This window comes from Methylobacterium sp. CM6257 (assembly GCF_054611515.1).
Window position 1 is genome coordinate 249,895 of the sequence record NZ_CM137735.1, and the last position, 20,136, is coordinate 270,030.

Genomic DNA, 20,136 nt, shown 5'->3' on the forward strand with positions numbered 1-20,136 from the left:
GGAGCCTACAGGCTCCGCGACAGGACCAGCGGCCCGCTGCGCACGCCGCGACCGTACGGGGAGGGGGCTGGCGCCTGACGGCCATAGCCTGTCGGTATCTGTGCCCGGCCGATCTCCTCCGCGAGCGACTTGATCAGTCCCTCCGAGACGGTCCTGGCGCTGTCCAGCACCGTCTGGTTCGCCTCGACGGCCGCGGTGAAGCGGCGGTGCGCCGCCCGCAGGGTCTCCACGCCCTCCGGATGGAATCGCTTGAGCGCGACGGCGTTCGCCTTGGCGACCTCCAGCCCCTGCATGTAGGCCGCGGCGAGCGCCGCCTTCGGCTCCGCCGCCGCGATCCCCTCGCGCAGCCGGCCGGCCCGGACATGGGCGGCCTCGTCGGCGAGCACCGCTTCCAGGGCTGCCATGTTGCCGAGCACACCCGCGACCAGCGCCTCGGCCGTCACCCGGTCCGCGACCCGCAGCGGTTCAGCCCCTTGCATTGCCCGCTCCATCGCTCGCCGCACCCTGCATCTTCATGATCTCACGGAACACCGAATCGGCGATGCCGACGCCGCCGCTCCTCACGATCTGTCCCGCGTATTCCTTGGTCAGCATCGACCGGTAGACGCCGCCGCCGGTGCCGTTCTCGCCCAGGGGGCCGTCGGTCCCTTCCGACTGGGTCAGCCGGTCGAGGCTGCTCTCAAGGAACATCGACTCGAACTCGGTCGCGGTCTTCCAGGCCTTGGCCTTGTTGGCGGTCTTGATGATGCCATCGACGGCGCTTCCGGCAACCGACGTCCCGACGCCGGCGGCGGCACTGGCCGCGAAAGTGGCGAGCGGCAGCATGGTTCGAGCCTCCCCTTCCGGTTGGTCACATCAGCTCGATATCGGCCTGCAGCGCGCCGGCCGTCTTGATCGCCTGGAGGATCGAGATCAGGTCGCGCGGGCCGACGCCGAGCGCGTTGAGGCCGTCCACGAGCTCGCGCAGGCTGACGCCCTCCTTGACCAGGGCGAGCTTGTTGCCGTCGCCGGTATCGACCTTCAGGCCGGTGCGCGGCACCACGACGGTGCGTCCGTTCGAGAGCGGCGCCGGCTGGCTGACCTGCGGTTGCTCGGTGATGGTGACGGTGAGGTTACCCTGCGCGATGGCCACCGTGGAGACGCGTACGTCCCGGCCCATCACGATGATGCCGGAGCGCTCGTCCACCACCACGCGGGCCGTCTGGTCGGGTTCGACCTTCAGCTGCTCCACCTCGGTGATCAGCCGTATCATGTTGCCGTTGTAGCGGGCCGGGATCTGGATCGTGACGGTGGCCGGGTCGGTGGGCTCTGCAGTGTCCGCGCCCATGAAGTCGTTGATCGCCGCCGCGATCCGCTTCGAGGTGGTGAAATCCGGATTGCGCAGGGACAGGCGCAGCGAGCGCGCATCGTTCAGCTTGAACGCGATCTCACGCTCGATATTGGCGCCGTTGGAGATCCGGCCGTTGGTCGGTACGCCCCGGGTGATCTTGGCGGCGTCGCCCTCGGCCGAGAAGCCCGCGATGGCCACGGACCCCTGCGCCAGGGCGTAGACCTCGCCGTCGGCGCCGAGCAGCGGGGTGACCAGCAGCGTACCGCCCTGGAGAGACTTGGCGTCGCCGAGCGACGAGACCGTCACGTCGATGCGCGTGCCCTGGGCGGCGAAGGGCGGCAGGTTCGCCGTCACCATCACGGCGGCGAGGTTCTGCGTGCGCATCGTGGCACCGCGGGTGTTGACGCCGAGGCGTTCCAGCATGGCCTGGAGCGACTGCTTGGTGAACGGGATGTTGTTCAGCGTGTCGCCGGTGCCGTTGAGGCCGACCACGATGCCGTAGCCCACGAGCTGGTTCTGGCGCACGCCCTCGATGGAGGCGAGGTCCTTCACCCGCGACAGGGCGAGCGCCGGGCCCGACAGGGCGGCGAGCAGCAGCGTTCCGGCGAGGAGGCCGAGCAGGGATCGGAGGAGTCTGAACGCGGGACTCGGGCGCATGCCGGGTTTTCAAGGGTGAACGGGCCTGCCGATACCCTGCCAGGGCCATGCCAGCCGGGCGTGCCGGTCAAGGTCTTGAAAATATTGCGCTTGTCTCGCAGATTCGGGCGCGCCGCGTCCGGACGCACCGGCACCGAAGCTGCCGACCCGGCAGCTTCTGCCGGCCTGTTTACCTGCGCTTAACCCTGCGGACCGAGTTTCCGGTCCCGCGCAGGGGCGCTTGGAGCAACGCGAACAGGATCATGCGCGTCGAGACTCGCCAGCCGATCCAGAGCGCGGGAAGCGTCGCCACCACCCGGCGTCCCGAAGGCGCGGGCCGATTCAGCCTTGATGCGACCCCGGGCTCCGCCGCGAATGCCGGCGCCCCCGCGGGCGCCGCCACGTTGGCGGGGCTCGACGCGGTCCTGCTGCTTCAGGCCGAGGCCGACACGCCCCAGGAGCGGCGCCGCCGCTCGGCCAAGCGCGGCCAGGATCTCCTCGACGGGCTCGATCGGCTGAAGGCCGCGCTGCTCGGCGGCCGGGTCGCTCCGCAGGAGCTGCGCGCCATCGCGGGCCGTCTGGCCGACCGCGCGGGTCCCTCGGGGGATCCGCGGCTCGATGGGCTGATGGCCGAGATCGAGCTGCGTGCGGCGGTGGAATTGGCGAAACTGGAAGCTCGCCGCGGCATCTGAGTGGATCGACGATCGGACGGCTGCCGATCGGCCGCCGAACTCGATTGTCGGCCCGATCAGCACCGATCCTCCGACCTGCACCTCAGGATGAGGGCGCGCCGTGGGGATCTCATGCGCCTTCGCCGACGGGACCCGCGGGCGGAGCTCCGATCCTGCTCTACCCCGCCCGTCGCTTCGGCCCGGACGGCAGCATCTGCGGCTCGCCCGGCCCGGTCTCCACGCCGAGATCCGGCACCGCGATGATCGGCGCGCCGCGCAGGTCCTTGCGGGTGACGATGGCGCCGCGCTCCTCCAGATAGGCCAGCATCCGCCGGGCGCGGCCCCCCGAGCTGGTTCCGTAGGCCTCGGCCAGCATCGCGTCGGTGGGGCAGGGGGCGCCCTCGATCGCCGCCCGGGCGACCACAAGGAACAGGCCGGCGAGATCGTCCGGCAGGCCGGCCGCGATCTCCTGCGCCCGCTCCCAGCCCGAATTGTCCGCGACCGCGCCGCCGGCCTCGGCCCGGGCCACCGCGAGCCGGCGCTTGAACTCGGGCAGGCCCATCGTGTCGCCGCGCAGGCGCCGGATTCGGCAGCGGACCGTGAAGTCCTGGTAGAGGGTGGCGGGCGTGCAGGCGGCCGCGTCGGCATCCGCCAGCACCGAGGCGAGCACCTCGGCGAGCGCCGCCTCGCGCGCCTCCGGATCCATGGGCTCCTCTTCCGGCTCCTCCGCGGGCGCCGGCGGCCGGTAGTTCGCCAGCTGGACGAGGACATCCGGGGCAGCCGTCGGGCGCGGCTTCGGCCGGGGCGCGAGCGGAACGGCGATCTCCTCCGGGCTCGCCGTGAGAATCAGCGCGCGGGCATCCTCGGTCGGGTCGGGCAGGGGGACAAGCACCGGCGAGGAGCTTCGGCTCACGGTCTGCGTCGGCCCTACCGCGATGGTCATGGGGCGCCGCGACAGGGCCGGGCCGAGCGCCACGAAATGCCCCCGGGGCAGGTCGCGAAACGTCTCGGCCTGGCGGCGCTCGAGGCCGAGGAGGTCGGCGGCGCGGGCCATGTCGATGTCGAGGAAGGTCCGGCCCATCAGGAAGTTCGACGCTTCGGCCGCGACGTTCTTGGCGAGCTTGGCGAGCCGCTGGGTGGCGATGATGCCGGCCAGCCCGCGCTTGCGCCCGCGGCACATGAGGTTGGTCATCGCCCCGAGCGACAGGCGCCGCGCCTCGTCCGAGACCTCGCCGGCGGCGGCCGGCGCGAAGAGCTGCGCCTCGTCCACCGCCACCAGCATCGGATACCAATGGTCGCGGTCGGCGTCGAACAGGCCGCCGAGGAAGGCGGCCGCCGCCCGCATCTGCCCGTCGGCGTCGAGATTCTCCAGCGACAGGACCACCGAGACCCGGTGGGTGCGCACCCGCGCGGCGATCCGCTGGAGGGCGACGTCGTCGCCGTCCGCCTCCACGACCACGTGACCGTAGCGATCGGCGAGGCTCGCGAAATCGCCCTCCGGATCGATGATCGCCTGCTGCACGAGGCCGGCGCTCTGTTCCAGAAGCCGCCGCAGCAGGTGCGACTTGCCGGAGCCGGAATTGCCCTGGACCAGGAGCCGCGTGGCGAGCAGTTCGGTGAGGTCGAGGAGCGCGGGGCGCTCGCCGGTCAGGCCGAGATCGATGTCGGAACGCATGGCGCCTCATACCACGCCGGGTGCGGGTGCGGGGCCCCCGCCAGCCGGCTGTCCACGCTTCCCGCCAGGGCCACCGCGTCGCAGCCACCCTGGACCCGGCCGCCGCGGCCCTGTAGGGCGACGGCCCTCCCAGACAGAACCCGGACCCACGACACGATGGCGGCCTGCGGCCTCGATTTCGGCACGTCGAACACAACCCTCGGACATAGCGGTCCGGCGGGACCCGCCCTGCTGCCCCTTGAGGGGGCGCACCGGACGATTCCGAGCGCGATCTTCTTCGAACTGGGCCGCGACCCGATCATCGGCCGGGCCGCCACCGCGGCCTATGTCGAGGGCCGGTCTGGGCGCCTGATGCGCGGCCTGAAATCGGTCCTCGGCACGCCGCTGATGGAGGAGGCCACCCCGGTCGGCCGGCAGCGGCTGCGCCTGCGCGACGTGATCGCCCGCTATCTCGCCGCCGTGAAGGCGCGGGCCGAGACGGCCTGCGGCGAGACCCTCGACAGCGTGGTCCACGGCCGCCCGGTGCACTTCGTGGACGGCGACCCCGAGGCCGACCGCCGCGCCGAGGACACACTCGCGGCCATCGCGCGGGACGTCGGGTTCCGTGAGGTCTCCTTCCAGTACGAGCCGATCGCCGCCGCCCTCGACTACGAGCGGCAGGTGCGCGCGGAGGAGATCGCGCTGGTCGCCGATATCGGCGGCGGCACCTCCGACTTCTCCATCGTGCGCCTGTCTCCCGAGCGGAGGGGCCGAGCGGATCGCGCCGAGGACATCCTGGCCAATGACGGCGTGCGCATCGGCGGCACCGATTTCGACCGGCAGCTCAGCCTCGGCACGGTGATGCCGCTCCTCGGGCTCGGCAGCCCGATGCGCCGGGGCGATCTCGCCGTTCCGAACGCCTACTATCACGATCTCGCAACCTGGTCGGCGATCAACCGGCTCTACACCCCGAAGACCCTGCGCGAGATCGACGAGGTGATTCGCGACAGCGCCTGTCCCGATCTCGTCGTACGGCTGCGGGAGGTGGTCGAGGGCGAGCGCGGGCATGCCCTGGCTGGGGCGGTCGAGGGCGCCAAGATCGCCGCCTCCGAGGCCGGCACGACGGAGCTCGATCTCGGTCTCGTGGAGCGCGGGCTCGCCGTTCCGGTGGATCGCGGGACGCTGTCCGGCCAGACGGGCGATCTGGCCCGGGCGGTTGCCGCGCGGGTCGACCGCTGCCTCGTGCAGGCGGAACTGGCGCCGGAGCGGATCGACGCTCTGTTCCTCACCGGCGGCTCCACCGGCCTGCCACATCTGCGCGCTGCGCTGACGGGGGCGTTGCCGGCCGCCCGCGTGGTCGAGGGCGACACGTTCGGTTCGGTGGGTCTCGGCCTCACCATCGAGGCGGCGCGACGCGCGGCGTGATCCGCCGCGATTGACGGACCGGCGTCGATCCCCGACAAGGCGGCGCCTCGTGATCGGAGACAACGGCGGCCAACCCGGCGTCCTCCTCGCCGCCTCGCCCGATGCTGTTCAACTCCTTCGTCTTTCTCCTCGCCTTCCTGCCGGCCGCCCTGATCCTGCACGGGCTGGTCGCGCGCGCCGCGCCGACGTGGCGGCTGCCGCTCCTCGTCGGCCTGTCCTTCGTGTTCTACGGCTGGTGGGACGTGCGCTTCGTGCCGCTGCTCGCCGGCTCGATTCTGGCGAACTGGTGCGTGGCCAGGACCCACCGCCGCTGGCCGGGGCGCTGGCTGATCCCGGCCGCCATCGCCGCCAACCTCGCGCTCCTTGGGGTGTTCAAGTACCTCGACTTCTTCGCCGATCTCGCCAACCTGATCCCAGGGCTCGGGGCGCCCCGGCTCGGGCTCGCTTTGCCGCTCGGCATCTCGTTCTTCACCTTTCACCACATCATGTACCTCGCCGACCTGCGGGCCGGCCGGGCACCGGCCTTCGGGCTCGTGAAGTACGCCCTCTACATCGCCTTCTTCCCGCAGGTTCTCGCCGGCCCGCTCGTGCGCTGGAGCGAGATCATGCACCAGTTCGACGAGGCGCCCTACGCGCGGCGCGACGCCGCCGAGCGCTTCGCTCGCGGGTTGATGCTGCTCACGGTGGGCCTCGCCAAGAAGGTGTTCCTCGGGGATCCGCTGGCCGAGTACGTCAACCCGGTGTTTCAGGCGGCCGCCGCCGGCAAGGCCGTCACGGTCGTGGAGGCGTGGCAGGCGACGCTCGGCTTCACCTTCCAGATCTATTTCGACTTCTCCGGCTACACCGACATGGCGCTCGGCATCGCGCTGCTATTCGGCCTCGTCCTGCCGCAGAATTTCGACGTGCCCTACCGCGCCACCTCGCTGCGCGACTTCTGGCGGCGCTGGCACATGACCCTCTCGCGCTTCCTGCGCGACTATCTCTACATCCCGATGGGCGGAAACCGCCGCGGTCTGCCGCGCCAGGTCGGGGCGCTCGCCGCCACCATGACGCTGGGCGGCCTCTGGCACGGGGCCGGCCTGACCTTCCTGGCCTGGGGCGCCCTGCACGGGCTCGGCCTCGGCGCCGGGGTGCTGGCGCGCCGCGCCCGGGTCTCGATCCCGGCACCGCTCGGCTGGGCGCTCACCAGCCTGTTCGTGGTTCTGACCTGGGTGCTGTTCCGGGCGACGAGCTTCGAGGCGGCGCTCATCGTGTTCAAGGGCTTGTTCGGGCTCGCGCCCAAGGGCTCGGGCTTCAAGTGGCGCACCATCGCGGTCGCAGCCCTCGTCGCCACGGTCGGGCCCACCGCCTGGGCGGCGGTGCACCGCCTGCCGCCCAGGCGCCTTCTCGCCTTCGGCTTCGCACTCCTGTTCGTGCTCGTCCTGCTGAAGATCGGCGACGATGCGAACTACGAGTTCATCTACTTCCAGTTTTGAGGATGGCGGCTCCCCGATTCACCACGGACCGGGACTGGCGGCGCTTCGCCCGCACCCTGTTCCTGTCGATGGCTGCCCTGTTCGCGGCCTATCTCGGCCTCGCGGCCCTGGTGGATCCCTACGACACCGGCCGCTCGACCCTGCTGTCCCGCGGCGCCGTCCGCCCGCAGGGACCGCGCACCGCCTCGGCCGTGCGCGGCCGCGACCCGGCCTATGCGGGCGCGGTGATCGGCAACTCGCATATCCAGCTCATCGAGCCCGCGGCGCTGAGCCGACTCACCGGCATCCCCTTCATCCAGCTCTCGGTGCCGGCCACCGGACCGACGGAGCAGTTCGCGCTGCTCGGCTGGTATTTGCGGCACCACGCGAAACCCGAGGCGATCGTGCTCTCAGCCGACGCGTTCTGGTGCGCGGACGATCCCGCCTTCCCGAGCGAGCACGGGTTTCCGTACTGGCTCTTGGGCGACTGGCCAGCCTATCTGCGCGGCCTCCTGCGCTTCACCGCCGCGCAGGAGACGATCAACCGCCTCGGCTGGCTCCTCAACCCGCACCGCAAGACGGCCGCCCGGGACGGCTGGTGGGACTACGAGCGCAACTACCTCAGCCAGGGTTTCGGTATCGACCCCGCCAAGAAGGCCGCGCTGGAGAAGCCGGTCGGGCCCGAGCCCGAGCGGCATCACGGCGGTCCGTTCCCGATCGCCGAGCGTCTGCGCGCCGAACTGGCGCGGATCCCTGCGGCGACCCCGGTGGTGGTGGTCTTCCCACCCGTCTATGCCCGCGCCGAGCCGCCGTCCGGCAGTCCCCGCGCCAAGGCCGAGACCGCCTGTCGGGCTGATGTCCGGTCCGTGCTCTCAACGCATGCGCTCAGCGCGGTGGTCGACTGGCGCGACGGACGGCCCGAGGCTGCGGATCCAAACCTGTTCTTCGACCAGACGCATTACCGGTTGCCCCTGGCCCGGACGCTGACGACCGAGATCGCCGCCACGATCGTACGCTTGCGGACACACCCGGCGGAGTAAAAGGTCTGTACCGTGACCTGATTGCCGCACGCTGCCATGCAATGACGGGCTGTAACAAGCCCTGCTTCCGTGTGCGTTGTCCCGCTAGAGCGCCTCGACTATACGGCACCTCACGTTATCGCCGCACACCGGCCATCCCCTGGTGGGCGGTTAGAATCCAGCGAGGGTGACGCATGGCGAAGGTGACGCTGGAGGACGGCTACGTCCCGTCCGACGACGAGCCCTTCATGAATGACCGGCAGCGCGAATATTTCCGGCGCAAGCTCCTGAGCTGGAAGAACGACATCCTGCGCGAGGCGCAGGACACTCTCGTGGCGCTCCAGAGCGAGAACGAGAACCATCCCGACCTCGCCGACCGGGCATCGTCGGAGACGGATCGGGCGATCGAGCTGCGAGCGCGGGATCGCCAGCGCAAGCTCACCGGTAAGATCGACGCGGCGCTCGCCCGGATCGAGGACGGCTCCTACGGCTATTGCGAGGAGACCGGAGAGCCGATCTCGCTGCGCCGACTCGACGCGAGGCCGATCGCCACCCTCTCCCTGGAGGCCCAGGAGCGGCACGAGCGGCGTGAGCGGGTCTACCGCGACGACTGATACCGTTTCCGCGGCGATCGCGGCGTCGCTTTGATCCGCGCCGTCATCGCGAGCGCGGCGACGGCGAGTGTGTCCCCGAGCGTCTCCGCCCGAGCCCGCCAGCCGATCGCCTACTGCGTCAGCCGCAGGGCGCCGATGCTCGCCTGGATCTGCCGGAAGGCCGCGATCAGGTCATCCGAACTGTTGGCGAGGTAGTACTGGTTCGGCGAGGCGCAATTCTTCAGGAGCGCCTGACCTGCCGAATCGATCGGATCCGATGGGATGCTGAAACCGATCGTGTAGATCGAGATGTTGACCGCCTTGGCGTTCGAGCAGGCCTGGGCCGTGAGCGTGTCCAGGGCGTTCCGGGCGCTGGTGGCGTCCGAGATGTTCTGGTTGTTCGGGGGCAGCCGCGGGTTCGGGTTCGTGCCGTTGGCATTCTGGAAGTAGCCGGACGAGAAATAGAGCGAACCGCTCGGCGCATACGGATTGGCGGTCCAGCTGTTGGTCCCGTCGGTCATCAGGATGATGATCTTGTTGATCGTGCTCGCGTTGGAGCTGTTCGAACTCGAGGAATAGGCGGACCGCGTTCTGTAAGGCGCGATCAAAATTCTGCGTGGCCCAGGTCTGGAACGCGATCTGGAAGATCGCGCCGCACAGCGCCAGGACGGGCAGCGCCACGAGGGCGAACTCCACCGCCGCGGCGCCATGGGCATCCCGACCCGGACGCGCAAGCTGATTACCTAGTGTTGCGTTTCTACGTGTGGGTATTTTTGCTCGGACAGTCATTCGCGACAAAAGATCTGCCTGTAATAAGAAACAAGCTCGATGTGTGATCAAGATTTTGCCAAAGCCTTGATCGGATCGCGCCAGCCGGTGCGAGTCCACCTCGGCCTCCGACCTTTGCAATCACATTTCTGCCAGTCGAACCCACGCCTCCGCGCGGTTGACGCCTCGGCTGTTCGCGCCACTTCGTCCGCGGCAGGCTTGGCCGGAGAACCGCATGAGATCCCCCCTGATCGCGATCGCGGCCGGCGCGGTCGCGACGCTCGCGCTCGCCGGCTGCGACGCGCCGAAGCCTGGACCGGCCGGACCGCCCGGGCCGAAAGGCGAACAGGGGCCGCCCGGGCCGCAGGGGCCAGCGGGCCTGAACGGTGCCACGGGTGAGCGGGGACCGGCGGGCGAGCGGGGACCGGCCGGGCCGCCCGGTCCGCCCGGCCCGGCGATGAACGGACAGGTGCGGCTCGACGTGGCCTGCCATCGGGACGAAACGTTGATCGGCGCCTATTGCCGGGGCATGGCCGTGGTGCCGTCCATCACCGTCACGGACGGCGTATCGACGGTGGGTTGCCTCGACATGACCGCGAAGACAGCCAAGGATGCGCAGCCCGTCGCGGTCTGCCTGAAGAACCCATGAGAGCCCTCGTCGTCGTCCTCCTGGGCGCCCTGTCCGCCTCTGCGGCCTGCGCCCGACCCTTCGTGCCGGCGGAGCGTGCGGCGATCGACCTCGTGCGGGATCGGCGCACCGCCGGCTTCACCACGGTCGCGCGCACATTGGCCTACGCCGAGCGCGTGACCCGCGGCGCCTTCAAGGTCAGCAATTTCCGGGTCGATTATCGCCCGGACGTCCCCTTCGCCCGGGTGCGGATCTGCTACCGGCTGGGCATCGATCCGCCGACCTGTGGTCTCGATTACCGCGTGGCCGTCAACCCGGCCCATGTCGAGCCGGCCGATCGGTACAACGGCCTGACCCGGGATCTCGAACACGGGCCGCAGGCCTTCCTGCGGGCGCTGGCCCGGGAGGTCGATCTCCAGGGGCAGCCGGAGATCCTGCGAAAGATCCAGGCGGCCCTGGACCCGTACAACCCCTACGACTGGCGCTGACGCTCAGAACAGCCGTGGCCAGCGCAGGAGGCGCTCCGGCGCAAAGGCCGCGATGGGGACCGCCGGATCCCGTCTGGTGGCGAGGTCGGCCACGATCTCGCCCGTGATCGGCCCGGTGGAGAGGCCGATATGGCCGTGGCCGAATGCGAAGAGCAGCCCCTCGTGCCGTGGGCCGCGGCCGATCACCGGCATCCCGTCGGGCGTGGACGGGCGCGAGCCGAGCCATGGTGCGTTGTCGAGCGGTCCGCCGAGGCGCAGTGTCCCGGCGGCTTCCCGAGAGGCCGCCTCGATCTGGGTATGGTCCGGAGCCGCGAGGCGTGCGTTGAGTTCCACCCCGGAGAGAACCCGGACCCGGTGTTGGCCCATCGGCGACAGGATGGAGCCGGCCCCCGTATCGAGGACGGGCCGCGTCAGCGGCGGGCTCTCCGGGTGCAGGGCGTAGTGGCGGTGATAGCCGCGCTCGGCCGCCACCGCGAACCGGTAGCCCAGGGTCTGGGCGATCGCCCCCGAAGCCGCGCCCGCCGCGAGCACCACCTGCCGGGCCCGCACCGTGCCCGTCTCGTGGTCGACGCGCCACCCGCCCGAGTCGGGTGCCAGCCGCGCGACGCTGCCGCGCAGGCGCCGGCCGCCGAGCCCCGCGAACAGCGTCTCGCAGGCCTCGACGAGTCGGCCGGGCTCGCGCACCGAGCCGGTCTCGGTGAGCAGCATCGCCCGTGCGTAGGGCCGCACCAGGGCCGGCTCGAGATCGCGCACGCCCGCCGTGTCGAGGATCTCGAACCCGACCCCGTGCCCGGCCAGGATCTCGCGCTCCAGCGCGGCGGCCGCGAAGGCGGCCTCCGTGCGGTAGGCCTTGAGCCAGCCCGTCCGCTGCAGCCGGTCGCTCGTCCCGGCGCGGGCGGCCAGGCGTTCATGCGCCGCATAGGCCGCGCTCGTCAGCGGCAGCAGCGCCTCGGCGGCCCGGCGCCAGCGCGAGGCGCGCGCGCTCGCCAGGAAATGCGCCGTGTAGGGGATGATCCGCGGAAGATGCGCATAGTTCAGGCGCAGGCCGCGATCGGCATTGCGCAGATAGGCCGGGAGCTTGCCCCACAGGGCCGGGCTCGACATCGGCAGGATCGAGCCCCGGCTGATCACGCCGGCATTGCCGTAGGAGGTCCGGGCCCGCGCCTCGCCGGGATCGCACAGGACGACGTCGAGGCCGCGATCCCTGAGCGCGATGGCGCTGGCGAGGCCGACCATCCCGCCGCCGACCACCACGATGTCGGCCGTCTCGTCCCTCGCCATTCCGCCCTGTCCCGCGCCGCGCCAAGCGCGCCCTTCTGACGGGTTTTCGCAGCTCTGGGTAGCTGGCCGAAGCGGGCGAGCCATGAGGCGGGGGAGGGGACCGTTCCCGTGCAAAGTCCCGCGCAAATCCGCCCCGAGATCGGCTACAGAGCGGATCATGACTCTCGTCCGCTTCGCCCCGTCGCCGACCGGCTACCTCCACATCGGCAATGCCCGTCCAGCCCTGCTCAACGCCCTGTTCGCGCGCAGGACGGGCGGACGGTTCCTGCTGCGCCTCGACGACACCGACGCGGAGCGCTCGACGGAGGTGTTCGCCAATGCGATCCGGGAGGATCTGTCCTGGCTCGGCATCGAGCCGGACCTCTTCGCCCGGCAGAGCGCCCGCAAGGCGCAGCACGACGCCGCCGCGGACCGCCTGCGCGCGGCAGGCCGTCTCTATCCCTGCTACGAGACACCGGAGGAGCTGGATCGGCGCCGCAAGCGCCAGCTCGGCCGCGGTCAGCCGCCGATCTACGACCGGGCCGCGCTCCGGCTCAGCGCCGAGGAGCGCGCGGCGCTGGAGGCGGAGGGCCGCCGGCCGCATTGGCGCTTCCTTTTGGAAGCCCGAACGGTGACCTGGGACGATCTCGTGCGCGGCCCGGCGCATGTCGATTGCGCGTCGCTGTCCGATCCGGTGCTGATCCGCGCCGATGGCAGCTATCTCTACACGCTGCCCTCCGTGGTCGACGATGCCGATCTCGGCGTCACCCATGTGATCCGCGGCGAGGATCACGTCACCAATACCGGCGTGCAGGTGCAGATCTTCGAGGCGCTGGGTGCCCCGGTCCCGATCTTCGGCCACCACAACCTGCTCACCACCGCGGACGGGGAGGGGCTGTCGAAGCGACTCGGCCATCTGTCGCTGCGCGGCCTGCGCGAGGCCGGCTACGAGCCCGCCGCGGTGCGCTCGCTGGCCGTACTCACCGGCTCGGCCGAATCCGTGCGGGCCGTGCCCGACCTCGACACGCTGGCGCAGCTGGTCGATCTGAGCGAGATCTCACGCGCGCCGGCCCGCTTCGACCCGGCGGAACTCGACGGCCTCAACGCCCGCCTCGTCCACGCCATGGACTTTGCGGAGGTCGCCGGCCGGCTCGCGGATCTCGGGATCCCCTCGCAGAACGCGGAGGCGTTCTGGCTCGCGGTGCGGGCCAATCTCGGCCGCGTCACGGAGGCGGCCCACTGGTGGCGGGTCACGGCCGGTCCGGTCGAACCCATCATCACGGAACCGGCCGTCATCGCCGCCGCCCGGGAGAGCCTGCCGCCCGGGCCCTTCGGACCGGAGACCTGGAAGGCCTGGACGGCCGCGATCAAGAACCGCACGGGCGCCAAGGGTCGTGGGCTGTTCATGCCCCTGCGCCTCGCGCTCACCGGGCTGGAGCACGGACCGGACCTCGCCGGCCTGTTGCCGCTGATCGGGCGCGAGCGCGCGGCGCGGCGACTCTCTGGCGAGACGGCCTGAGCTACTGATCCTGCGACGCGCGTGAGCGCGGATTGACCCGACATCCGTTCACGATAAGTTCTGCGCGATGGCTCCCGTCTACCGCCGCGTGACATACAAGCTCTATCCCGACGCCGCCCAGGCGGCGGCGCTAGAACGTGCCTGCGATCTGCACCGGGCGCTGTACAATGCCGCGCTGGAGGAGCGGATCGCGGCGTGGCGCAAGGCCAAGCGCTCAATCTCGTTTGCCGACCAGTGCAAGTCCGTCACCGCGATCCGGCTCGACGACCCGGCCTATCGTGGGCTCAACGCCCAGTCGTTGCAGGTCACGCTCAAGCGCCTCGACCGAACGTTCCAGAACTTCTTCCGGCGCGTGAAGGCCGGGCAGATACCGGGCTTCCCCCGCTTCAAGGGCCGCGACCGCTTCCCCGGTTTCGGGTTCAAGCACCACGGCGATGGCTTCCGGTTCACGCCCGGCGCTGGGTGGCGGCACGGCGTGCTGCGCGTGTCGGGCATCGGCGCGATGGACGCGCGCGGCCTCGCTCGCACGCCCGGCGAAGTCATCGGCTGCGACGTGCAGCGCAAGGCGGACGGGTGGTGGCTCTCGCTCGTGGTCGCGTGCGAGCCGCACCGCGAGGCGGGGATCGGCGTGGTCGGGATCGACTGGGGCGTGGAGACCTACGCCACGACCTGCACCGGGCCGATGCAGTTCGGCGAGGCGCTGAACGCGCGGTTCGAGCAGGCGGAGCGGGACGGGCTGCGCGCGGTGCAACGCTCGTTGGCGCGGGCGCTGCGCGGCAGGCGCTCGCAGCGGGCGCTCAAGGCCAAGCGGCTGCTGGCCAAGCGCTCGCGTCGCCTCGCCAACCGGCGCAGGGACCGGACGCATCAGGTCACGGCGCAGCTCGTGCACAAGCACGCGATCATCGTCACGGAGGACCTCGCGATCCGCACCCTGACCCGCTCCGCCCGCGGCACGGCGGAGGAGCCGGGCAGGCAGGTCCGTCAGAAGGCCGGTCTGAACCGGGCGATCCTCGACACGGCTCCCGGGTCGTTTCTCTCCCAGTTGGCTTGCAAAGCGGAAGAAGCTGGCAGCCGACTCGTTCTCGTCGATCCACGCAAGCACAGGCCCAGCCAGACATGCCCGGTCTCGGGCCTCGTCCGGAAGAAGAGCCTGGGCGAGCGCACCCATGTGCTGCCGGACGGGCGGGTGATCACCCGCGACCAAGCCTCGGCCTGGGTGCTGTGGACCATCGGTCAGGAACTGGCCGCGGCCGACAGGCCGGTAACTTCATCCAGAGCCGCATGAGCGGCTTGGATGGGGTCGTTCATTCCGCCTCGACCTGTTCCAGCCGGGTCGCCAGAAGCTTGTCGATGCGCCGTCCGTCGAGATCCACCACCTCAAAGCGCCAGCCGGCGATGTCGCAGCTCTCGCCCGTCTCGGGCAGCCGCTGAAACGCCGCGATGACGAGGCCGGCGGCCGTGGCGTAGTCCCGCGAGGGTGGAAGCCGCAGGCCGAGCTGCTCGGCCAGCTCGTCCGCCGGCATCGAGCCGGCGATCAGCCACGACCCGTCCGAACGTCGCACCGCGTCCGGCTCGACATTCTCGGAGCGGAAGGCGCCCGCGATGGCGTCGAGGATGTCGGCCGGCGTCACGAGACCGTCGAAATGGCCATACTCGTCATGCACCAGCGCCATCGGCAGGGGCGCCTTGCGCAGGGAGTCGAGCGCATCGAGGGCATCGAGGGTGTCGGGCAGCACCGGCGCTTGGCGCAGATGCGCGCGGATGTCGAGAGGTTCGCCCCGTGACAGGGGAGCGATCAGGTCGCGCACCTGCAGCACCCCGATCATCGCGTCGGGGCCGCCATCGGCGACGGGCAGCCGGGCATGGGGGCTCTCCAGGACCTGCGCCCGGATCGTCTCCGGGTCGTCGGCGAGATCGATCCAGACCACGTCGGTTCGCGGCGTCATGACACCACGCACGAGCCGATCGCCGAGCCGCAGCACGCCGGCGATCATCGCGCGCTCGTCGCCTTCGATCACGCCCGCGTTCTCCGCCTCGGCCACGAGGCTGCGGATCTCCTCCTCGGTGACCGCGCTGGCGCTCTCGGTCTCCTGCCCGATCAGCCGGAACACGGCCCGGGTGGAGGCGTCGAGGAGCCACACGGCCGGCAGCGCCACCCGGGAGACCACCCGCATGCCGGGTGCCACCGCGCAGGCGATTCGCTCGGGATCGCGCAGGGCGAGATGCTTCGGCACCAGCTCGCCGATGATCACCGACAGATAGGTGATCGCCGCGATGACGAGGCCGTAGCCCAGCGTGTCGGCCCAGCCCCGCGGAAGGCCGAAATCGATCAGCACCACGGCGAGCCGGTCGCCGAGCGCCGCGCCCGAGACCACACCGGACAGGATACCGATCAGCGTGATGCCGATCTGCACGGTGGACAGGAAGCGCCCCGGCTCCTCGGCGAGCGCCAGAGCCGCTTTCGCGCCGGGACGGCGACTCTCGGCCAGCGCCCGCAACCGGCTCTTGCGCGCCGAGACAACGGCCAGCTCCGAGAGGGAGAAGACGCCGTTCAGTGCGATCAGCAGGACGACGATGACGAGCTCGATCAGGCCGGATCGTAGAGCCGAAGAACCGGCCTGCGGGTTCGGCTTCCTCTGGTGGCGCGGGCCTCCAAGATGGGTGCCCGGTGCGGACGGTTCAACGGCCAAGCCTCGACCGATTCCGGCAGATCGCGTCTCAGCGCGGGCGCGCCTCGATCAGTACGGAATCGAGCAGGAAGCTGCCGTCGGTTTCGATGTCGAAATGGGCCGTCGCTTCCGCGGGCGCCGAGTCTTGAAGGGCGCGGATGGCCGCGAGGTTGACCGCGGGCGTGCGCATCCGCGCGATCCAGCTCGCGAAGTCCATACGCGGCCGGCTTGCCGTCACGGCACCGACCGCGAAGCCCGCCCTCTCCAGCATGGCACGCCACTCCGAAACCCGGTAGTCGCGCACGTGCGAGGGGTCGCGCAGAAGTTCGACGGCCTGGAGATGCGTGTCGAGGAGCGGATCCTCGGGCGCGACGATATCGCAGACGACGAGAAGGCCGCCCGGACGCAGCACCCGCCGCGCCTCCGCCAGTGCCGCCGGCACGTCGCGCCAATGGTGGGCGCTGTAGCGCGTCAGCACCGCGTCGAAGGCGGCGTCCGCGAAGGGCAGCGTTTCGGCGGCGCCCTGCCGGGTCTCGATCCGATCGAGGCCGCGTCGGTCCGCCTCGGCGGCGACGGCCGACAGCATCTCGGCCGAAAGATCGTAAGCGGTGACCGAGGCTCCGGCCGCAGCGGCCGCGAAAGCCACATGGCCGCCGCCGGAGCCGAGATCGAGAACACGCGATTCCGGTCTGCCTCTGATCAGCGCGCCGATCCGGTCGAGATCGGGGCCGGCGGCGTGCACGGCGCTCGTCACGTAGGCGGAGGCCTGCGCGCCGAACTGGTCGACGACGTGCTTGACGTGGCTGCGCTCGCTCATGGGCTTATCTCCGGTTCAAGCCGTCAGCGGCGCGAGCCGCGACAGACGTAGGGCGATGACCAGCGCCAAACCGTACAGGCCGCCCACGAACAGCACCACGCCGTTCCAGCCGGAATGGGCGAAGAACCAGCCGCCCGCGGTGCCGAGCACCGACGAGCCCAGGTAGTACAGGCAGAGATAGATCGAGGAGGCCTGCGCCCGGTCGCGCAGGGCCCGCCGACCGACCCAGCTGCTCGCCACCGAGTGAGCCCCGAAGAAGCCGACCGTCGTCACCACGATCCCCGCGATGATCAGCACGAGATGCTGCGACAGCGTCATCAGTATGCCGGTGAGGCCCAGGCCCGTGGCGAGCCACAGGACGCGCCGTCGGCCGAAGCGGCTCGCCAGCTCGCCGGTCACGGGGCTGCTGACCATGCCGGCGACGTAGACTGAGAAGATCAGGCCGATCACCGTCTGGCTCAGCGAGAAGGGCGGATCGAGCAGGCGGAAGCCGATGTAATTGTAGATGCAGACGAAGCCGCCCATCAGCAGGAAGGCCTCGGTGAACAGCCAGGGCAGTCCGGCATCGCGGAAGTGGTGGCCGAAGCTGCCCGGCACCTCGCGCCAGGCCATCCGGCGCGGCACGAAGTTGCGCGCGGGCGGCAGCCAGCGCCAGAACGCCAGCGCCGCGGCGAGCGCCAGCACGCCGATGGTGGCGAGGCCGACCCGCCAGCCGACATGGTCGGCCATGATGCCGCTGATCAGCCGGCCCGACATGCCGCCGAGCGCGTTGCCGCCGACGAGCAGGCCCATCGACAGGCCGATGGCCTGCGCGTCCATCTCCTCGGCGAGATAGGCCATCGCCACCGCGGGCAGTCCGCTCGCCGTGAGGCCGGTGAGGGCGCGGAGCACCAGGAACCCGTGCCAGCCCGGGACCAGGGCCGCCACGATGGTGAGCAGGGCGGAGGCGAACAGCGAGGCCAGCATCACCGGCTTGCGGCCCCAGACTTCCGACAGGGGGCTGACCGCCAGAAGCGCCACCGCCAGCAGGCCGCAGGGGAGCGAGAGGGCCAGGCTGCTCTCGGCCGGGGAGACCCCGAAATCATCCGCGTAGATCGGCAGCAGCGGCTGCACTGCGTAGAGGACCGCGAAGGTCGAGAATCCTGCGGCCGCGAGCGCCAGCGCCGTGCGGCGGAAGACCGGTGTGCCAGACCGGATCAGCCGCCCGTCCGCTTCGCTGTCCATACCCGTCCCGTGCTGCCGACCTTCGCCCGGTGGTGGGGCGTTGGGCAGGCACAGTCAACCGCCGCGCGGGCTTGACCCACGCGGGCCTGCCCTCAGCGCGGCGGGGCGGCCTGCCCCTGGCCCTGCTGGAGCAGGGGCGTGATCCGGCGGACCGTGACGCGGCGGTTCTCCCGCGACGGAGCCTGGGTGTTCACCTTCAGGTACTGCTCCCCGTAGCCCTGGGTCGTCAGGTTCTCGGGGGGCACCTGGAACTGCTGGGTCAGGACGGTGGCCACCGACTGAGCCCGGCGATCCGACAGGGACAGGTTGTCGATGTCGGAGCCGACGGCGTCGGTGTAGCCCTCGATCAGGAAGACCTCCTGCGGGTTGGCGCGGATCGCCTTGTTGATCGCCGCGGCGATGACCGACAGCCGCGCCGCCTGATCCGGCGTGACCGTGAACGAGCCGGTGTCGAAGTTGATCGTGTCGATATCGACCGAGCGCATGCGGGCGCGGAGATCCGGGCTGTAGCGCACCTGATCGAGCGTATAGCGCCGGTCGACGGCCACCACCGGCGGCGCCGTGAGCGCCTCGTAGACCGCGCCCTCGTCGGCCTGGTCGTATTCGACGACGTAACGGTCCCGCGGGATCCGGATGTCCGGCGGCGGCAGGACGACCACGTCCTCGTAGATCGGCCGGGGCGGCCCGGCGTAGCTGTTGTCGATGATCACCACCTCGCGGCCGTCGCGGAAGCGGCGATAGCGGCGCAGCAGGCGCCCGTCATCGTCCGTGACAGTGACGATCTGCTCGCCGCCGGGCCGGTCGATGGTGCTGTAGAAGTCGGCACCCCGCCGCTCGTAGCGGTAGCCGCGCGGGTCGAGATCGCGGAAGCGCTCGTTCTCGTCGTGGCGGATCAGGTAGCCGTCGCGGTCGCGGACAATGATGCGGCCGGGCTCCCGGTAGAAGGTGCGGCCGCCCTCGCTGTACTCGCGCCGATCCCGACGGACCTGCTCGTAGTCGCGCACGTCGTCGTCCTGGCGGAACCCGCCCGGCACGTAGCCCGGCTGCGCAGCGCCGGGGGCAGGCGGAGCTTGGCCGGGGACGGGAGCCTGTCCCGGTGGCTGGAACGGACGTCCGGGTACCCCGGGAGCCATGTTAGGCGGCACGGGCCGCCCCGGCTCCGCGCCGGCACCGGCGTTCGGCTGGGACCGCGTGTCGGGCTGGGTGTCCGGGCGCTGGATGTCCTGCCGCTGGATCTCTTGGCGCTGGATCTCTTGGCGCTGAACCGGCCGGCCGGGCACGCCCCGTGCCATGTTGGGCGCCTGGGGACCGGTGTCGGGTTGTGCTGCCCCCGGGCGCCGCCCGGGCGTCTCGCGATCCGGAGCGGCGTCGCGCGGGAGGGGGCGGTTCGGAGTCGTGTCCGGAGCGACACGCTCCGGTTCCGGGGCGCGGCGGTCCCGATCGGGCGCCAGCCGCTGCTGTGGCGGCGCCAGCGGCCGCTCCGATCCAGGCTTCGGTTGGCCGGCTGGCTCCCGGTCGCGATCCGGCGCCTGTTGGCGCTCGGGCTCTGGCCGCGCCGGGGCGGTTCGCTCCTGGCGGGGCCGCTCCTGTCGCTCCTGCTGCCGCTCCTGGCGCTCCTGCTGCCGCTCCTGGCGATCCGGTCGGTTCTCCTGGCGCTCCGGAGCCGGCGCGCGCGGCTCCGGCGGCTCGGGTCTGCGGTCCGGGGCGCGCTCCCGCGCGGCCGGGGGACCCGGCGGAAGGCCGGGGCGCTCCTGCGGCGGACGCTCCGGACGCGGGCCGCCATGCTGGGGCTCGCCGCCGCGGGGACCCCGCTCGTCCGGTCCGCCCTGGGCCATCAGCATCCGCTCCGGCGACGCCGCGGCGGTATGGATGAGCGCGAGGCTCGGCAGAACCGTGCCGGTGAGGAGGATCAGTCGAAGGAGCCGCATGGAAGTCTCGTGTCGGGTCAAGCCGAGCCGAACACGAGGCACCGGATTTTGTT

At 71.1% G+C, this 20,136-nt stretch carries 19 protein-coding genes and 1 pseudogene; 9 read left to right on the plus strand and 11 right to left on the minus strand.

Annotation, left to right across the window (positions count from 1 at the left end; genetic code table 11):
• Nucleotides 1–5: 5 nt before the first annotated feature.
• Genes ACYCO6_RS01290 through ACYCO6_RS01300 form a run of 3 tightly spaced genes read right to left on the minus strand, consistent with a single transcriptional unit; the run spans nt 6 to nt 1,987 of the window.
• The gene (locus tag ACYCO6_RS01290; RefSeq protein WP_459768576.1) at nt 6–479 is read right to left on the minus strand and encodes a hypothetical protein; all 474 of its coding nucleotides are present in this window, start codon (nt 477–479) and stop codon (nt 6–8) included.
• Entirely contained in the window at nt 466–825 is a 360-nt protein-coding gene (locus ACYCO6_RS01295) for a rod-binding protein (protein ID WP_459768578.1), read from the minus strand. Before ACYCO6_RS01295 ends, ACYCO6_RS01290 begins: the two co-directional genes overlap by 14 nt.
• 25 nt (nt 826–850) lie before the next feature.
• A complete protein-coding gene (locus ACYCO6_RS01300) occupies nt 851–1,987 on the minus strand; it encodes a flagellar basal body P-ring protein FlgI (protein WP_459768580.1) in 1,137 nt (378 codons plus the stop codon).
• A gap of 242 nt (nt 1,988–2,229) precedes the next feature.
• On the opposite strand from ACYCO6_RS01300, the gene ACYCO6_RS01305 reads away from it, so the two are divergent.
• Nucleotides 2,230–2,658, plus strand: a complete 429-nt coding sequence (locus tag ACYCO6_RS01305) for a flagellar assembly protein FliX (protein ID WP_459768582.1) — start codon at nt 2,230–2,232, stop codon at nt 2,656–2,658.
• A 157-nt stretch (nt 2,659–2,815) separates the two neighbouring features.
• On the opposite strand, the gene ACYCO6_RS01310 is transcribed toward ACYCO6_RS01305, so the two are convergent.
• Nucleotides 2,816–4,312 carry a helicase HerA domain-containing protein gene (locus ACYCO6_RS01310; protein WP_459768584.1) on the minus strand — a complete coding sequence of 499 codons (1,497 nt, stop codon included), beginning with the start codon at nt 4,310–4,312 and terminating at the stop codon, nt 2,816–2,818.
• Between the two features lie 156 nt (nt 4,313–4,468).
• Here ACYCO6_RS01310 and ACYCO6_RS01315 point away from each other — a divergent pair, with 156 nt between their 5' ends.
• The 4 genes from ACYCO6_RS01315 (at nt 4,469) to dksA (ending at nt 8,803) form a co-directional block, all read left to right on the plus strand.
• A complete protein-coding gene (locus tag ACYCO6_RS01315) occupies nt 4,469–5,716 on the plus strand; it encodes an Hsp70 family protein (RefSeq protein ID WP_459768587.1) in 1,248 nt (415 codons plus the stop codon).
• A gap of 101 nt (nt 5,717–5,817) precedes the next feature.
• Nucleotides 5,818–7,191, plus strand: coding sequence for an MBOAT family O-acyltransferase (locus ACYCO6_RS01320; protein WP_459768589.1), 1,374 nt, complete (start codon nt 5,818–5,820; stop codon nt 7,189–7,191).
• A gap of 2 nt (nt 7,192–7,193) precedes the next feature.
• Nucleotides 7,194–8,210: a hypothetical protein gene (locus tag ACYCO6_RS01325; protein WP_459768591.1), complete on the plus strand. Its 1,017-nt coding sequence runs from the start codon at nt 7,194–7,196 to the stop codon at nt 8,208–8,210.
• 173 nt (nt 8,211–8,383) lie between these two features.
• Nucleotides 8,384–8,803: an RNA polymerase-binding protein DksA gene (gene dksA, locus ACYCO6_RS01330; RefSeq protein WP_459768593.1), complete on the plus strand. Its 420-nt coding sequence runs from the start codon at nt 8,384–8,386 to the stop codon at nt 8,801–8,803.
• Between the two features lie 110 nt (nt 8,804–8,913).
• Here dksA and ACYCO6_RS01335 read toward each other — a convergent pair whose 3' ends face one another.
• Nucleotides 8,914–9,303, minus strand: coding sequence for a hypothetical protein (locus ACYCO6_RS01335; RefSeq protein WP_459773896.1), 390 nt, complete (start codon nt 9,301–9,303; stop codon nt 8,914–8,916).
• Nucleotides 9,304–9,421: 118 nt separating this feature from the next.
• Nucleotides 9,422–9,571: pseudogene (locus tag ACYCO6_RS01340) on the minus strand (TadE/TadG family type IV pilus assembly protein); the annotation flags it as partial.
• 214 nt (nt 9,572–9,785) lie between these two features.
• On the opposite strand from ACYCO6_RS01340, the gene ACYCO6_RS01345 reads away from it, so the two are divergent.
• Together ACYCO6_RS01345 and ACYCO6_RS01350 are read left to right on the plus strand one after the other, a co-directional pair.
• Nucleotides 9,786–10,199, plus strand: coding sequence for a hypothetical protein (locus ACYCO6_RS01345; RefSeq protein WP_459768595.1), 414 nt, complete (start codon nt 9,786–9,788; stop codon nt 10,197–10,199).
• The gene (locus ACYCO6_RS01350) at nt 10,196–10,666 is read left to right on the plus strand and encodes a hypothetical protein (RefSeq protein WP_459768597.1); all 471 of its coding nucleotides are present in this window, start codon (nt 10,196–10,198) and stop codon (nt 10,664–10,666) included. Before ACYCO6_RS01345 ends, ACYCO6_RS01350 begins: the two co-directional genes overlap by 4 nt.
• 3 nt (nt 10,667–10,669) lie before the next feature.
• On the opposite strand, the gene ACYCO6_RS01355 is transcribed toward ACYCO6_RS01350, so the two are convergent.
• Entirely contained in the window at nt 10,670–11,947 is a 1,278-nt protein-coding gene (locus ACYCO6_RS01355; protein WP_459768599.1) for an NAD(P)/FAD-dependent oxidoreductase, read from the minus strand.
• A 157-nt stretch (nt 11,948–12,104) separates the two neighbouring features.
• On the opposite strand from ACYCO6_RS01355, the gene gltX reads away from it, so the two are divergent.
• A complete protein-coding gene (gene gltX, locus ACYCO6_RS01360) occupies nt 12,105–13,445 on the plus strand; it encodes a glutamate--tRNA ligase (protein ID WP_459768601.1) in 1,341 nt (446 codons plus the stop codon).
• Nucleotides 13,446–13,512: 67 nt separating this feature from the next.
• Nucleotides 13,513–14,730, plus strand: a complete 1,218-nt coding sequence (locus ACYCO6_RS01365) for an RNA-guided endonuclease InsQ/TnpB family protein (RefSeq protein WP_459768603.1) — start codon at nt 13,513–13,515, stop codon at nt 14,728–14,730.
• 19 nt (nt 14,731–14,749) lie between these two features.
• Here the strand turns inward: ACYCO6_RS01365 and ACYCO6_RS01370 are convergent, their stop codons facing one another.
• The 4 genes from ACYCO6_RS01370 to ACYCO6_RS01385 all read right to left on the minus strand — a co-directional run bounded on the left by ACYCO6_RS01370 (nt 14,750) and on the right by ACYCO6_RS01385 (nt 20,083).
• Nucleotides 14,750–16,036, minus strand: a complete 1,287-nt coding sequence (locus ACYCO6_RS01370; protein ID WP_459773397.1) for a hemolysin family protein — start codon at nt 16,034–16,036, stop codon at nt 14,750–14,752.
• 127 nt (nt 16,037–16,163) lie between these two features.
• Nucleotides 16,164–16,931, minus strand: coding sequence for a class I SAM-dependent methyltransferase (locus ACYCO6_RS01375; protein ID WP_459768605.1), 768 nt, complete (start codon nt 16,929–16,931; stop codon nt 16,164–16,166).
• Between the two features lie 15 nt (nt 16,932–16,946).
• Entirely contained in the window at nt 16,947–18,155 is a 1,209-nt protein-coding gene (locus ACYCO6_RS01380; protein WP_459768607.1) for an MFS transporter, read from the minus strand.
• A 92-nt stretch (nt 18,156–18,247) separates the two neighbouring features.
• Entirely contained in the window at nt 18,248–20,083 is a 1,836-nt protein-coding gene (locus tag ACYCO6_RS01385) for an OmpA family protein (protein ID WP_459768609.1), read from the minus strand.
• Nucleotides 20,084–20,136: the final 53 nt, after the last annotated feature.